The following is a 15,240-nucleotide window of genomic DNA, read 5'->3' as shown; positions in this document are numbered from 1 at the left end:
CCTCATTTGCTCTAACTATGATGTATTTCATTTACTTTTTATATGCTCAGATCTCAATTTCGCAATCAGGCTCAACCTTTTTGCATGCCTTAACAGCTGCATCAAGAATTTCATCATATATGTCATCGTCAGCTTCAAGAGTAAGCTTCTGTGTCATAAAATTAACTCTTGCGCTCTTTACACCATCAATCTTATTAATGGCTTCTTCCATCTTTGCAGCACAATTTGCACAATCAACTTCACATTTGTAACTCTTCTTCATAGTCTTGTCCTCTTTTCTTTCATTTGATTTTGTTTATTATTTTTCCTCTATATGCTCACGTCCCATGGATATTATTGTTCTCACGTGGTCGTCAGCGAGGTAATAATACATTTGTTTGCCTTCACGTCTGCTTTTTACCAGGCTGTTCATCTTAAGAATCTTTAGCTGATGTGATACAGCGGATTGTGTCATTCCCAGATTATCCGCAAGATCATTTACGCAGAATTCAGAAACAAATAAAGCAAAAAGAATTCTTATTCTTGTCGAATCGCCAAATACCTTAAAAAGCTCTGCGAGATCATACATTTCTTCTTCATCCGGAAGTTCATCCATTTTGCAGGATAGGTTCGACATATTTTTCACCTCATTAATTACCTGTTTATATTACTTAGTCCATTATTGTTATGTCCCGTTAAATAAGTCAGACAACAAAATGCACTTTTATCTTTTTACATATGAGCAATTGTTCATATGTTGATTTAAATATAATCCCATGTTTTCTAATTGTCAATATTTTTTATAACCTTAATTGATAAAATGTTTTAAAATAAATACATGAAAAATATCGATTATAAATTTGAATATTTAACTGAAAAAGCAAAGACTATTTTAAATGTGAAGAAAGGCTATCGTGATGATACCCTCTTCCCTGAGATAAGTACGCTTAACACAGATAAACATAACCCTATTGATGTTGTAACAACTGAAATAATGTATTGTGGTAAATATGAGGTCTGTGATTTTTTAATTAACCATTATTCAGATTTTCTTTCAATCAGCGATTACAGACTATTAACAAATCTGGTCTATGAAATAAAAACAACCGGCTTCCCTATAATCGATCACTTAAAAAGTGAGCAGCTTCGCAGAGTTGTGAACAAGCTGACAATTGATTGCAACTACTGTCTCTGGTTATGTGCAACACCGGATGATATTTATTATCATTATGTAAAGGAATACATTCCAAAAGCTGATAAAATTCAACCGGGCTATGCCGACTCCTGCCCTGACTTCAAAGTTAAAGCTTCCCTTTCCCTTGATAAATATAAAAACAGGTATGTCGAGGAAATCGACATACCTGAAAAAAATGTTCTTCTATGTGATATGGGTATTGAAGGAGTTCTTATCGCCTTCAATCGTTAATTGCTACTGCATTACAAAGTAGAATATCCAAAGCCGTTGCAAATTGCATCAACCTGTATTCCTTCCTTACAAAGAGGGCAATTATCATGAGGATAGCTTGCATAATCCGGCAGATCTCTTGTTGAGAAAAGTGATCTTATGGGATATTCCTCAATCTGTGTAGCTACGCTGAATATAGCAGCAATTCCAACTACTTCTCCCTTATAAAATTTTACAGAGTCAACTGCTCTTTTAAGTGAACCACCTGTAGTTACAGAATCCGAAAGAATCAGCACTTTTTTCCCTGTAATCATATGTTTATTATTATCTCTGAACATAATCTGACCGTTTACATTATATTCAGGGCCTGTAATATACATTGTTTTATGCGCATTTGTGGAAAGCACTCCGGCCTGTGTAAGTTTATCGGCAAAATAAGATCCGACAACCTCCATACCGTTAAGACAAAGTATTGTATCAATAGCTTCTGAAGCAATATAAAACTCTGCAAGAGATTCACCTGCTGCTCTGGCTTCCTTCATTCTTGCTTTAGCATCACAAAAATCGATGAAATAATTAACATGAGAATTAGGAGTTATAAAATGTCCCTTTGTGTTACGAAGAATTACATCATTGTTCCTTGAGTACTCAATCTTAGTATAACCTTGCATAATTCCCTCCTCCTGTTTCATAAATGAATTACTTTAAGAAGATAAGCTTATACATTATATTATCATACTAATTAAAAAATATTCTTTTAATTGTTAATTATTTATACAAATTTTAGATTACCAAACTGTTGTCTTTAAAGTTTTTTAATTCCGAATATGCAAGAGGTATTGAAACAAGTAGTGAAAACATATCCGCAACAGCCTGCGTAATCTCAACCCCAAAAAGACCAAAAATCCCGGGAAGAATTATAATCAGGGGAATAAAGAAAATTCCGTTTCGACAGGATGCCATAATTGAGGCTTTAAACCCTTTTCCAATGGACTGTAGCATCATGTTGGTCATAACAATACATCCGCTTAAAGGGATTGTTGCCGAAGTCCATTTCAGAGCTACTGTTCCTACTGCAATAACATCCGGATCGTCTCTGAAAAAAGAAATGATTGAAGGGGCAAAAATAAAGCATATGCCACCAACCAAACATAAAAATACGGTTGCGTATTTTACACAAAAGAAATACCCTTCTTTTACACGATTTTTAAGATTAGCTCCATAATTAAATGAACATACAGGCTGATATCCCTGCCCAAATCCGATAAGAGCCGATGACATCATCATCATCACTCTGGTATTAACAGACATTCCGGCTATTGCGGCATCTCCCCCATAGGTTCCTGCCGCTTTGTTCATAAGAAGTGATGCAATTGCCGCAAGCCCCTGTCTGAAAAGTGATGGAGCACCACCATTGCTGATTTCCTTAAGATAATATGAATCAAGACGAATATCTTTGAAGCTCAATTTAATGTTTTCGCCTTTTCTGCTTCCTATCAAAAGAACAATAAAACTTGTTAACTGTCCCATTATGGTTGCAATAGCAGCACCCGAAACTCCCAGGTGGAACACAAAGATCAAAAGAGGATCAAGCCCCATATTCATTACCGCTCCACACATAAGACCTATCATGGCATATACTGCACTCCCCTGAAATCTGAGCTGATTATTTATTACAAACTGCCCTGTCATAAAAGGTGCGCCTATGAGTATTATCCTCATATATTTTCTTGTATCTTCAAGCGTTGTCGTTGTTGAACCTATCATCATGGCAATATCATCCACAAAAATATTGCCGATGAGTGCTATCAAAACACCGAGTATTATAGCCAATGCAAAGCCTGTGGAAGCCATCTCATTTGCTTCTTTATATTTCCCGGCTCCAAGCATTCTTGAAAGATAATTTCCCGATCCATGTCCGCAAAAGAATCCTGTAGCCTGAATAAGAGCCATAACGGTAAATACAAGACCTACGGCTGCAGTAGCTTCTGTTGATATTTTCCCGACAAAAAAAGTATCCGCCGTGTTATAGATACCTGTAACAAGCATACTGATAATAGTAGGTACCGCGAGCTTTAATATGAGCTGTGGAATGGGTGTTTTGGTCATCATGTCGTATCTTTTACTATTTGTTTGCATACTTATAACTTTGTCCGCAGCAACAATCTTTATGCGAACAATTTCTTTTTCCTTTCTATCATCTCATCAATACTGTTCATATATAAGGTTACATCCTTAACATTATCGCATCTTTCAATTCTTCCGTCACCGTAAACTCTCTTTGTAACCGTTCCTGCTCCAATCGCAACAATGGATTGAACTTCTTCCATCATAAGTATGTTATAAATACCTGCTTTGCCTTCACAGGCATATCCAGTATTCTCAAGATTACCGGATATATTTTTTTGTCTGTAAAGATAATAGGGAGAAAGCCCCATTCTTTCAGCACCTTCACCTGCAATCTTCATCATCGATCCGGTATCCCCGGCAACAAAAAAACCATTATTTCTAATATGCTCAGCAAGTCGTGAGCCTCTTTTAACAGAAAGACTATGAACAGTCAGATCATCCGGATGAAGCTTTTCTATTTCACTCATTGTGTGTTCGACATCTTTTTCCGTTTCACCCGGAAGGCCAAGAATTATGTCCATATTTATATTATCAAAGCCTTCTTCTCTTGCGGTATTATAAGCTTCTATAAACTGTGAAACAGTATGTTGTCTTCCGATTCTTTTAAGTGTCTCATCACTCATAGTCTGAGGGTTCACAGATATCCTGTCTACTCCGCATTCCTTCATAGCACGAAGCTTATCCCTTGTTATCGAATCAGGTCTTCCCGATTCTACAGTAAACTCTCTGCAAGAAGATAAATCCACTCTATCTCTCAAATATGTAATCAATCTTCTCATCTGATCCGGACTTAATGTTGTAGGTGTGCCTCCGCCTACATATACAGAATTAACTGTTTTACCTTTAAAAGCTTCAGAAACATAATCTATTTCTTTTTCAAGGCAGCTTAAATAGGAATCAACTTTTTTAGCCCACGTTACTATCGGAAAAGATGTAAAGGAACAATAAAGACATGTTGTAGGGCAGAAAGGTATTCCAAGATAAATACTGTATCCATCTTTATAATTTATGTCATCAAGTATTGCTTTTTCTCTTATGGCAATGTTATATGCAAGATTTGTTTTTTCATCTGATACAAAGAAGGTCTCTTTCATATATTTTTTTATATCAGATACATCTTTACCTGCTTCGAGCATTTGCATTGGAATTCTTGTAGGTCTGATACCGGTGAGCGATCCCCAGGGAAGTTCATGTCCTATTTCCTTCGTAAGTTCCCTGTACATCATTTGCTTTAATGCATTTTTAGGAGTAGAAAGCGAAGATTTCGTTCCGTTTGTAGAGCTGTCGGAACCACCGGTTTCATTATCGCAAACAACAGATGCTTCACAGATTGTTCCATCCTTTCTGATTATCTTCATGGTAATCTTACCGGCATCCTCTGAAAAATCTATTTCGATTCTAAATGAAATTAACTTTTCATCTATCTCTTTATTTTCATACTCTTCGTCTGTTACAACGCTTACATCTTCTTTTGGGTAAAAAGCTTTTACAAGAGAATGTATGTCATATTTGTATCTATCTTTATTTATCCTGACTAAAATCATTACTTATTCCTTTATCATTCAATTTTAAATACAGGCAATAATATGCCTGAAAAAGTATTATAAAAATGAATTATACATTTTTTCATAACCTATTGTGGTTGTTTCACCATGTCCGGGATACACAACAGTATTATCTGGAAGAACAAAAAGCTTATCATGGCATGAACGTACAAGCTGACTCATTGAGCCTGTAGGAAAATCCGTCCTTCCAACAGAGCCTTCAAATAGCGTATCCCCGCTTATAAGTATATTGCCCTCTTCGAAATAATAGCAGCAGCTTCCTTCCGTATGTCCGGGTGTGGCAATAAGTTTAAATTTCAAGCCTGCATCCTCGCAAATTTCACCATCCGTAAGATATTTATCAGGTTTTACCGTAAGGTTCATTCCATAATCGATTGACAGATTATATGATGGATCTTCGCAAAGTCTTTTTTCCTTTTCATAAACAAATACCTTTGCTCCGGAGAGCTTTCGTAAATCATCCACACCCCCGATATGGTCAAAATGAGCATGTGTAAGGTATATAGCTGCAACACGAAAACCGCGTTTTTTAAGTTCGTTATAAATTAGTTCTCCCCTGTCTGCAGGATCAAAGACAATCACGGGTGTAAGCTCTTCCGATTCAACATTTGTATTACTACTATGATCTTTACCATCTTCCTTAAAAACAAAATAGCAGTTAGTCTGTACCATTCCCAGGCACATTGATCCAACTGCCACAGTTCCTATTTCTTTATTTTTCATTGTAAAAAACCCTTCCTGAATTTGCCGCCGCAATAATCCATAAACGATAACTACCAAATTAACTGCAAAAACATACTAAGCGCATATGAATGCGCTTAGTTCAAAAATTTGTCAGCCAGTAGTTCTCTCAATATCAATAACACTGTCTATATTCCTTATTTTATCAACAATCTCTCCAAGCTCTTCTCTGCTTGATACCTGGAAAGAAGTTTCCATAGTAGCAAGCCCCTGTTTACTTGTTCTGGTGTTCATAGATAAAATATCCACATTCTTTTCAGTAAGAGCTCTGGAAACATCCGCTAAAAGCCCGGACCTGTTATTTGCAAAAATATTAATAGTTGCAACATATTTCTCACCGAGTGCATGGCTCTCCCATTTTGCCTCGATGAGTCTTGTTCTATCCTCATTCTGCATCGCCCGAACATTAACGCAATCCTTTCTATGGATTGAAACGCCTCGTCCTCTTGTAACAAATCCAACAATCGGGTCGCCGGGAACAGGATTACAACACTTTGAAAATCTTACTGCTACGTCATGAATTCCTTTTACAATGATAGCACTGCCACTACTGCTAATTCTCGGTGTGACATTGGATTCGGCAACAGCAGCAAGAACCTCTTCATCAGTCATGTTCTGCTTATGATCTTTATCATAAAGTTCAAGTATCTTATTAACTACCTGACCTTCCTTAAGACCACCATGGCCTACAGCAGCAAGTACCGCATCCCAGCTATGAAAGCCATACTTTCTGACAATGAGGTTCTGATATTCAGGCTTCATAACATTGTATATATCAATGCCCTTTGCCTTACAATACTCAACAAGTGCTTCCTTACCCCTGCTAACATTTTCTTCTTTGAATTCATGTCTGAACCACTGGTTTATCTTATTCTTAGTCGATGTGCTTCCGACAATGCTAAGCCAGTCTCTGCTAGGACCTTTAGAATTTTGGCTGGTAAGTATTTCTATTCTGTCGCCATTCTGAATTCTGTAATCAATCGGAACAAGCTTACCGTTTACCTTAGCCCCAATCATCTTGTTACCGACAGCGCTGTGAATACTGTAAGCAAAATCGATGGGAGTAGAACCTGCCGGAAGATTTTTGACCTCACCATTTGGTGTAAAACAATAAACATCTTCGGAAAACAGATTAAGATCACTCTTAAGCAGATTCATGAATTCCTGATTGTCCGACATATCCTGTTGCCATTCAAGAATCTGTCTTAGCCATGTCAGTTTTTCTTCTTCCTGCCCTTCTACATGTTTACCATCAGATGCTTCCTTATATTTCCAATGTGCAGCAATACCATATTCAGCCGCACGATGCATCTCATAAGTTCTGATCTGTATTTCAAAAGGTTGGCCTGTTGCACCAATCAAGGTTGTATGAAGAGACTGATACATATTAGGCTTTGGCATTGCAATGTAATCCTTGAATCTGCCCGGAATAGGCTTGTACATTTCATGAATTACACCAAGCGCTGCATAACAGTCTTTTACAGAATCAACGATTATTCTAACTGCAAAAAGATCATATATCTGGTCTAAGGTCTTTCCCTGATTATGCATCTTTTTATAAATGCTGAAGAAATGTTTTACTCTTCCGTTCACTTCACCGGGAATACCAGCATCACTTATATGTTCTCTTACAACATCACAGATCTCATCAACATATTTTTCTCTCTCAACCTTTCTCTGAGCAACCCTTTTTACAAGGTCATAATAAATATCAGGTTCCAGATACTTAAGAGAAAGATCATCGAGTTCAATTTTAATTTTGCTGATACCAAGGCGTCCTGCTATAGGGCTGTAGATATCTAGTGTTTCCTGTGCTATTCTTTGCTGTTTCTCTGGTGGCATATGCTTTAGAGTACGCATATTATGAAGTCTGTCAGCAAGCTTTATAAGTATAACTCTGATATCCTTTGCCATGGCAAGAAACATTTTTCGTAAATTCTGAGCCTGCATTTCCATCTGATCCGGCGTCTTACTTGCATAGTCTCCTGAAAGTTCAAGTCCCTGCAGTTTTGTAACACCATCAACCAAAAGGGCAACATCAGCACCAAATTGTTGTTCAACCTGCTCCTTGGTATAAATCGTATCCTCAACCACATCATGTAATAAGCCTGCAGCAATTGTCTCCTTATCCATCTCCAGGTCAGCCAAGATAATTGAAACGCACAGAGGATGAATAATATAAGGCTCACCTGACTTGCGTCGCTGATCCTTGTGAGCCTCAGCAGCAGCCTGATAAGCCTTTTCAATCAAAGTAATATCATCGGAAGGATGATATCTGCGGACACGGGTAATAAGCCCTTCATAGAGGACTTCGGGAGACTGAAATTCATCGATTGATTCAATTTTTCCATCATCAAATTCTGTCTGTCCCATAATTATGCTCCGCTAAATAAGTTATTTTCCTTCGTATGAAAGAGCAGAATAAAGCTTGTAATCACCAAGTGCTTTTCTGCCTTCAAGTCCCTTAAGCTCCATCAGCACAAGAATACCGGCTACTTCACCGCCAAGCTTCTCAACAAGCTTAATCATAGCCTTAAGAGTACCGCCTGTTGCAATAAGATCATCAACAATAATAACCTTCTGTCCGGGTTTGATAGCATCAACATGCATCTCCATTGATGCAGTGCCATACTCAAGCTCATATTCCTCGGAAATTGTTTCACAGGGAAGTTTGCCCTTCTTACGAGCCATTGCAAATCCCTTCTTCATATTATATGCAATTGCCGTACCAAAAATGAATCCTCTGGACTCGGCACCTACAACAACATCAAAGTCAATATCCTTTACAAGATTCTGCATCTCATTTATAGCAAGCTGAAGTCCATCAGGATCCTGCAATACAGTAGTAATATCACGGAACATAATACCGGGTTCGGGAAAATCAGGTATAGTTCTAACATAATCATTTAACTGTTTCATCATTCTTACCTCATTAAAAACATATAGTTTCTTTTTAACTAAATCAGTATATCACGAATTTTACACAATTACGAAAAAATTTATACAATTTTAATAAATGAATTTTGTATAAAATTATAATAAAAGATTTTAAGCAATTAGTATATAGGCTTTGATAAAAAAAATAATACAAATCCCCCATATATACTTTTATTATCAAAATCACAAAATGCCTTTCAATAAAAATGTATATATGAGGGCTTCTATTCATATTTTTGGATTATTCAAGCTTGAATTCTATTATCTCACCGCGAAGATCTCCAATAAGACCCAGAGAATCTACATTTTTAAGTTTTGAAGAATCCATCTGTTTAATTAGTACCATGCTTTTTTTAGTTCCTGCAGGAATTGTTCCCTTAAATGAACTTAAATCATTATCAAGCATAGTCACATTTGTATATCCTACATTTTTTCCGTTAAGAATAACCTGAAAATGTGGATTTGCCTTTACCATATCTACAGATACATCTGTTGAATTTGTATTTGCTATTCTAAAATTCAATATAAGAAGCTTTTTCCCTGAAGTTGCATTTATAACAAATATATCATCGTTATCAGGATACGAACCTGCAACACTATAGCCGGAATAAGTAAGAAAAATTCCTTTAGAAATCTCTTCTCTCATTCCCTCAACTGTTTTATCCGCTTCACTTGTTAATTCTTCATTGCCTTCATCTGTAACAGGTTCATTGCTAATCTTTGCAGGAGTAGGATTTTCAGCAGTTTCTTCATTCTCTTTATCCTCAGTATTTTCTTCTGTGCCTCCTGCATTTTTTATACCCTGATCAAGATCATCTCCAAATTTTTCGAGGAGATTATCCAGATCATCCTTTGATTCATTATTTGAATCACTGTTATCAAAGCCATTGTTTAAAGGTTCTTCGGTATTGTCTTCCTCCTCGCCTGTATCTGAATTGTTTGCAAGATCAAGTTGTTCATCATTGTTTTCAGCGATTACCGTTTCATCTTTTTTCTCATTTGTTGAAGTATCTTCCGATCCTTCCTCAGGATTTTTAGGCATATTAGCAATAGCCTCAGCAGTTGCAGCATCACGTTCCGCTTTTCTTGCTTCACGTGCCTCTTTCTCCATTTGTCTTTCAAGCTCAAGAGAACTAAGTGAGGAAAGTCTTTCCACACCATTATTAGAATATTTCATCAATATGCTCACAGCATACTGAACTGTCTGGTTATATTCTTCATCAGTCATCTCAGGAAATTGAGATCCGCATCCTGTCAGTAATATCCCCACTGTAAGTCCTGCAGTCAAAGCCTTTAAAACACGTTTTATCATAAACGCCTCCATAAGGTTTTACCTTGTCTCAAGCTCAAACCAAAACTCCACACCATTATCATAATTTTGAACGCCATACTGCTGATGCATAGATTCCATTATAGCCTTTACTATTGACAGACCTACACCACTTCCTCCGTATTCCCGTGTACGAGCCTTGTCAACTTTATAAAATTTCTCCCATATATGATTTATGCTGTCTTCCGGTATCGGTTCACCTGTATTGAAAACCGATATCCTAACCTTATCTTCAAGTTGTGTAAGCTTTATTTCAATGATATTATCTCCGCCAATATGATTAAGCGCATTACTGTAATAATTCATCAAAACCTCTTCCGTCTTGAATTCATCAGCCCACACATATATGGAAGGATATTCTGCCATCTGGACTTTGGCGTTTTTCTGTTTCGTTAATATATCGGCAGATTTTACGTAATTCTTTATAGTTTCCGTAATATCAAATCTTTCCATTTGAGCAACATCATTACCGAATTCAAGCTGATTTAAGGTAAGAAGTTTTTTTACAAGCGTATCCATTTTTGATGCTTCATCTCTTATCACATCACAGTAAAATGCCATGCTCTCGGGATCATCGCTTATTCCTTCCTCAAGTCCCTCTGCATAGCCCTGAATAAGTGCTATAGGTGTTTTCAATTCGTGTGAGACATTTGACAAAAATTCACGTCTCATCTCATCTATTTCTTCTTTTCGGGCAATATCCTGTTTCAGCTCATTGTTTGCTGTTTTAAGCTCTTTAATTGTAGTTTCCAGCGTTTCGGATAACTCATTTATATTTTCGCCGAGAATATCTATCTCATTAGTATTCTTTTTGTTACTTTTTGTGTAATACTTTGCCTCAAAATTCAGATTTTTCATTTCCTCAGATATCTGGGAAAGCTGAAGTATTGGCTTCGTTATCCTGTTACTAAGGTAAATAATGCTTGCAGACCCGATTACAATAGCTATAATTCCAACGTAAAGCAAAAATCTGTTGGATATTCCGACGCTCTCTCTTATTCCGGCAAGAGCACATCTGACCATTACAATATATCCGGATTCAATAACGCCCCAGATTTCTAGGTATTCCGTATTTAATCTCTTATCTGTTTCAATCTGTATAGTGTATGTTCCGGTTTTTTCAAGTATTCTTTTTCCATCCCCGGGTGAGTTAAACAGACTATCCCCTATAAGATTATCCCAGAGAATATGTGCCATGTAGTCAGCATCATTTGATGATGATTTTATCATCTGTGAATCGGCGTCCAATACTATAAGTTCAATACCGTAAGTATCACATATGCTTTGAAGTTCTATATCATATTCATCTGTTGAAAAGCTCCCATTGGTTGAAGCTGAATCTATACTTTGGTAAGCTTTTTTTACAACATCAAGCTGATGTGACAAATATACTTTTTCAAGGAAAAACTTATTGATTATGATCAGGAATAAAATCATACCGACCATAACAAAAAGGAATAACACATTAAGTTCGGTTCTAAGTGAGAGCCTTACTTTCTTTTCATCATTTTTAGCCAATTGAAAATATCTCGCTTTGTTCTGGATTTAAAATATTATGAACATTGAATCTATAGGCAAATTCAATATTCTATGGTTCAAATTTGTATCCCATTCCCCAAATGGTCTTTATAAGGTCACCCTTTTCACCCATTTTTCCCCTGAGTTTTTTTACATGTGTATCTATTGTTCTGGCGTCGCCGAAATAATCGTAATTCCAAACATTATTGAGTATTTTTTCTCTCGAAAGAGCTATTCCTTTATTTTCTATAAAATATGTAAGAAGCTCAAATTCTTTAAAAGAAAGCTCAATCTCATTGCCATCAATCGTAACATTATGTGCAGCCTTATTTATTACAATCCCGCCTGCTTCTATAATATCCTCAGTTGAGCCTTGAGATGTTCTGCGTAAAATCGCCTCAACTCTTGCTACGAGAATTTTAGGGCTAAAAGGTTTTCCGATGTATTCATCAACACCAAGTTCAAAGCCCTGAAGCTCATCTCTCTCTTCTGTCTTGGCTGTCAGCATTATGATCGGCACCTTTGAATATGCTCTTATTTCTCTGCATACCTGCCAGCCATCCATTTTGGGCATCATCACATCAAGAATAATAAGTGCAATATCTTTTTCTTCAAAAAATAAATCAACAGCCTGCTGACCATCTTCAGCTTCAATCACTTCAAAATTATTCTTTACAAGAAAATCCCTAACAAGTTTGCGCATTCTGGATTCATCATCCACTACCATTATTTTTAATTTTTCCATTTATTTCACTCTCCTAAACAGAATATACTACGAAATTGTGTTTATTCTGTTTCTATTTCATCGCCATACTCAGTATCATCCTGAATCCTAAGGTCTCTTTCTTTAATTCTTACAGCCTTTTCCCGTTCCTTTAAAGAATCCTCCCATTCCGCATATCTGTTTGTAACGTTCTGTTTATAGTTTATTATGTTGTCACTTTCGGAATTTAAGGCAATTAAAAACATGCCCGCAACCATAATTGCAAGTATAAGGTTCATAGCAATGAGCACTATCATAGATGCTTTAACATCTAATTTTTTCTTTTTCGGAACCGGTGCTATGTACTGCCTTGGATGATACTCATCTTTCAAATCAACTTTTGTGAACTTTACATTTACAGGAATGGGTATAAGATCATTTTCACTTACACCTGCATTTATAAGTCTATCCCTTAATTTTGCAAGATAATACCACCCCACAGGTGTAGAAAAAATCTTATTCGTGATGGCTTTTTCGTATACCGCCTCCAAATCAACAATTCTTGTCGAGTGAACCTTCTGCCCGAGGACTTCAATTTTATGTTTATCCAATTCAGCTTTCTTTGCATCTTCTTTGGACAAAAATTCAAAGCCCTCAACTACGAGATTTTCTTCTTTCTCAGCAAAAGAAATGGATACAGATTCAGTATTTTCTCCTACATTATCCATCTTTTTTTCATTTTCATCTGCCATAGCCTTCTCCATAAGCAGCAATAAATACACTTACACTTCTGGCCTTAAGTCTCCAATTAGGTACAGATACAGGTTTAGGCCTGTTGTTAAAATATCTCTTATCCTCGGCAGCAGTATCAACCACCAGAGTCCAGTAAGCACCATCCGGAGGATCCGGTAAAGAAATCTGAATATCTTCCCAAAATACGTTTACAGACATAAGGACAATATCATCGTGTCCCTTTTTTCTGATAAATCCGGCAAACATAATACTGATAACCTTAGTGCTGTCACAAATATTTGTATTGTAAGGATGATCAGTAAATACTGAAATATTCGGATAGCCGGACATTGCAGGCTTTAAGTCCTTACGAATGCATGGATGCTTTCTTCTGAACTGTATCATGTCACGATAAAAATCAAAGTATTGCCTGTTTTTGGTATATAAATCCCAATTCAGCCATGATACTTCATTATCCTGACAATACGCATTGTTATTACCAAACTGTGTATTGGCAAACTCATCTCCCGCAAGGATCATGGGTGTTCCTCTGCTACACATAAGAACGGTAATGGCATTTCTCATCATTTTAAAGCGAAGCTCGTTTACCTCTTCGTTATCGGTTTCACCTTCATGACCACAATTCCAGCTTCTGTTATCGTTGGCACCGTCTGTATTATTCCAACCGTTAGCTTCATTGTGCTTTTCGTTATATGAAAACATATCATATAAAGTAAAACCATCATGGCAGGTAATAAAGTTAACAGAAGAATCGTAGCCGGCATAATTATACCCATACATATCCATAGAGCCTGTAATACGACGAACGGCTTCAGGAGCAGCCCAATATTCACCCTTGAGAAATGAACGTATGCTGTCACGATATCTGCCGTTCCATTCTGCCCATCTTCCCCAGGATGGGAATGAACCTACCTGATACATTCCACCGGCATCCCAGGCTTCAGCAATAAGCTTTACATCACCTAGAATCGGGTCAAAGGCAAGTCTTTGAAGAAGTGGCGGTGCTTCCATAGGCGCACCGTTTTGATCTCTTCCAAGAATACTTGCAAGATCAAATCTGAATCCATCAATTTTATATTCCTCAACCCAATAATGCAGGCATTCGACGATCATTTGCTGAACCATAGGATGGTTACAATTAAGCGTGTTGCCACAACCGCTGAAATTATAATAATCACCGTCAGGTGTCAGCATATAATATATATTGTTATCAAAGCCTTTAAATGAAATAAACGGACCGTTTTTGTTACCTTCAGCTGTATGATTGAAAACAACATCAAGAATAACTTCGATACCATTCTCTTTAAGGAGTTTGATCATTTCCTTTAATTCAAACCCCTCTCTGTTATATTCTTCAGTCGAGGCATAGCTTGTATTAGGCGCAAAAAAGCTTACGGTATTGTATCCCCAATAATCGAGAAGAGTTCTACCGTTCACAATTCTTTTGTCTCTTGTTTCGTCAAATTCAAAAATCGGCATAAGCTCAAGAGCTGTTACACCAAGCCTTTTTAAATAATCGACTTTTTCCATTATCCCGGCAAAAGAACCGCGACATTTGATGCCCGAGGATTCATCCATAGTAAATCCACGAACATGCATCTCATATATAATCGAATCACTCATAGGCGTTTTCAGCCAGCTGGTTGTCCCCCAGTCAAAGTCATTTCTGACTACTCTTGCCCTATAGGCCTCTTCAAACTTTATAGTCTGTCCCCAAACTCTCTGACCTGCAACAGCCTTTGCATAAGGATCCAAAAGAATATGGTTATAGTCAAAAAGCAGACCCTTGTCCTCATCCCAAGGTCCGTCAATACGATATGCATATTCCATATTTTCAATTGAAAGACCGAAAACAATCATGGAATGAACTTTTCCTATGCGATAATTTTCAGGAAAAGTAAGCGAAACATAAGGTCTCTCATCTCCTCTGTGATATAAGAGAAGCGTAACCTTAGTTGCTCCGTTAGAATAAACAGTAAAATTGACGCCATCAGGCAGAACTGTAGCGCCGTTGATGTCATAATACCCCGGACGAACCCTGAAGCCATTAATTGTTTCAGCAGCCAGAATTTGTCTGTTTTCTTCAGACTTTCTGTTTTCACGAAAATGAGGAAGTCCATAGTTATTCTGTTTTGGTCTTTGCCTTCTAAACTCCGTCATTAATCATTGCCCGGATATT

The 15,240-nt window shown here is 37.0% G+C and carries 14 protein-coding genes; 1 reads left to right on the top strand and 13 read right to left on the bottom strand.

The window, feature by feature from the left end; translation table 11 throughout:
• Positions 1-46: 46 nt before the first annotated feature.
• On the bottom strand, positions 47-262 hold the full coding sequence (locus BV60_RS0109370; RefSeq protein ID WP_029321220.1) for a cation transporter: 216 nt from the start codon (positions 260-262) through the stop codon (positions 47-49).
• 36 nt (positions 263-298) lie between these two features.
• Positions 299-616 (bottom strand): ArsR/SmtB family transcription factor, encoded by a 318-nt coding sequence (locus BV60_RS0109365; protein WP_051656624.1) that lies wholly within the window; start codon positions 614-616, stop codon positions 299-301.
• A gap of 201 nt (positions 617-817) precedes the next feature.
• On the opposite strand from BV60_RS0109365, the gene BV60_RS0109360 reads away from it, so the two are divergent.
• The gene (locus tag BV60_RS0109360; RefSeq protein WP_029321217.1) at positions 818-1,405 is read left to right on the top strand and encodes a hypothetical protein; all 588 of its coding nucleotides are present in this window, start codon (positions 818-820) and stop codon (positions 1,403-1,405) included.
• A gap of 11 nt (positions 1,406-1,416) precedes the next feature.
• Here BV60_RS0109360 and BV60_RS0109355 read toward each other — a convergent pair whose 3' ends face one another.
• From BV60_RS0109355 to glgX, 11 genes are all read right to left on the bottom strand, one after another.
• Positions 1,417-2,055, bottom strand: a complete 639-nt coding sequence (locus BV60_RS0109355; protein ID WP_029321215.1) for a phosphoribosyltransferase family protein — start codon at positions 2,053-2,055, stop codon at positions 1,417-1,419.
• A gap of 112 nt (positions 2,056-2,167) precedes the next feature.
• The gene (locus tag BV60_RS0109350) at positions 2,168-3,523 is read right to left on the bottom strand and encodes an MATE family efflux transporter (RefSeq protein ID WP_029321213.1); all 1,356 of its coding nucleotides are present in this window, start codon (positions 3,521-3,523) and stop codon (positions 2,168-2,170) included.
• A 29-nt stretch (positions 3,524-3,552) separates the two neighbouring features.
• Entirely contained in the window at positions 3,553-5,058 is a 1,506-nt protein-coding gene (hemZ, locus tag BV60_RS0109345; RefSeq protein ID WP_029321211.1) for a coproporphyrinogen dehydrogenase HemZ, read from the bottom strand.
• A gap of 57 nt (positions 5,059-5,115) precedes the next feature.
• On the bottom strand, positions 5,116-5,802 hold the full coding sequence (locus tag BV60_RS0109340; protein ID WP_029321209.1) for an MBL fold metallo-hydrolase: 687 nt from the start codon (positions 5,800-5,802) through the stop codon (positions 5,116-5,118).
• 111 nt (positions 5,803-5,913) lie between these two features.
• Positions 5,914-8,193 (bottom strand): RelA/SpoT family protein, encoded by a 2,280-nt coding sequence (locus BV60_RS0109335; RefSeq protein ID WP_029321207.1) that lies wholly within the window; start codon positions 8,191-8,193, stop codon positions 5,914-5,916.
• A 21-nt stretch (positions 8,194-8,214) separates the two neighbouring features.
• Positions 8,215-8,739, bottom strand: coding sequence for an adenine phosphoribosyltransferase (locus tag BV60_RS0109330; RefSeq protein WP_029321205.1), 525 nt, complete (start codon positions 8,737-8,739; stop codon positions 8,215-8,217).
• A gap of 259 nt (positions 8,740-8,998) precedes the next feature.
• Positions 8,999-10,069, bottom strand: a complete 1,071-nt coding sequence (locus BV60_RS0109325; RefSeq protein ID WP_029321203.1) for a hypothetical protein — start codon at positions 10,067-10,069, stop codon at positions 8,999-9,001.
• Positions 10,070-10,087: 18 nt separating this feature from the next.
• Positions 10,088-11,605: a HAMP domain-containing sensor histidine kinase gene (locus BV60_RS0109320; protein ID WP_029321201.1), complete on the bottom strand. Its 1,518-nt coding sequence runs from the start codon at positions 11,603-11,605 to the stop codon at positions 10,088-10,090.
• 70 nt (positions 11,606-11,675) lie between these two features.
• Positions 11,676-12,350: a response regulator transcription factor gene (locus BV60_RS0109315; RefSeq protein ID WP_029321199.1), complete on the bottom strand. Its 675-nt coding sequence runs from the start codon at positions 12,348-12,350 to the stop codon at positions 11,676-11,678.
• 41 nt (positions 12,351-12,391) lie between these two features.
• Complete coding sequence (locus BV60_RS0109310) at positions 12,392-13,060, bottom strand: hypothetical protein (protein ID WP_029321196.1); 669 nt, start codon at positions 13,058-13,060, stop codon at positions 12,392-12,394.
• Positions 13,050-15,221 (bottom strand): glycogen debranching protein GlgX, encoded by a 2,172-nt coding sequence (gene glgX / locus BV60_RS0109305; RefSeq protein ID WP_029321194.1) that lies wholly within the window; start codon positions 15,219-15,221, stop codon positions 13,050-13,052. Before glgX ends, BV60_RS0109310 begins: the two co-directional genes overlap by 11 nt.
• Between the last annotated feature and the right edge of the window lie 19 nt (positions 15,222-15,240).

The sequence above is a fragment of the Butyrivibrio sp. AE3004 genome, from assembly GCF_000703165.1.
In the GTDB taxonomy this organism is placed as follows: domain Bacteria; phylum Bacillota; class Clostridia; order Lachnospirales; family Lachnospiraceae; genus Butyrivibrio.
Note: the sequence above shows the minus strand (reverse complement) of the source record. Positions and strands in the feature narration are given on the sequence as shown.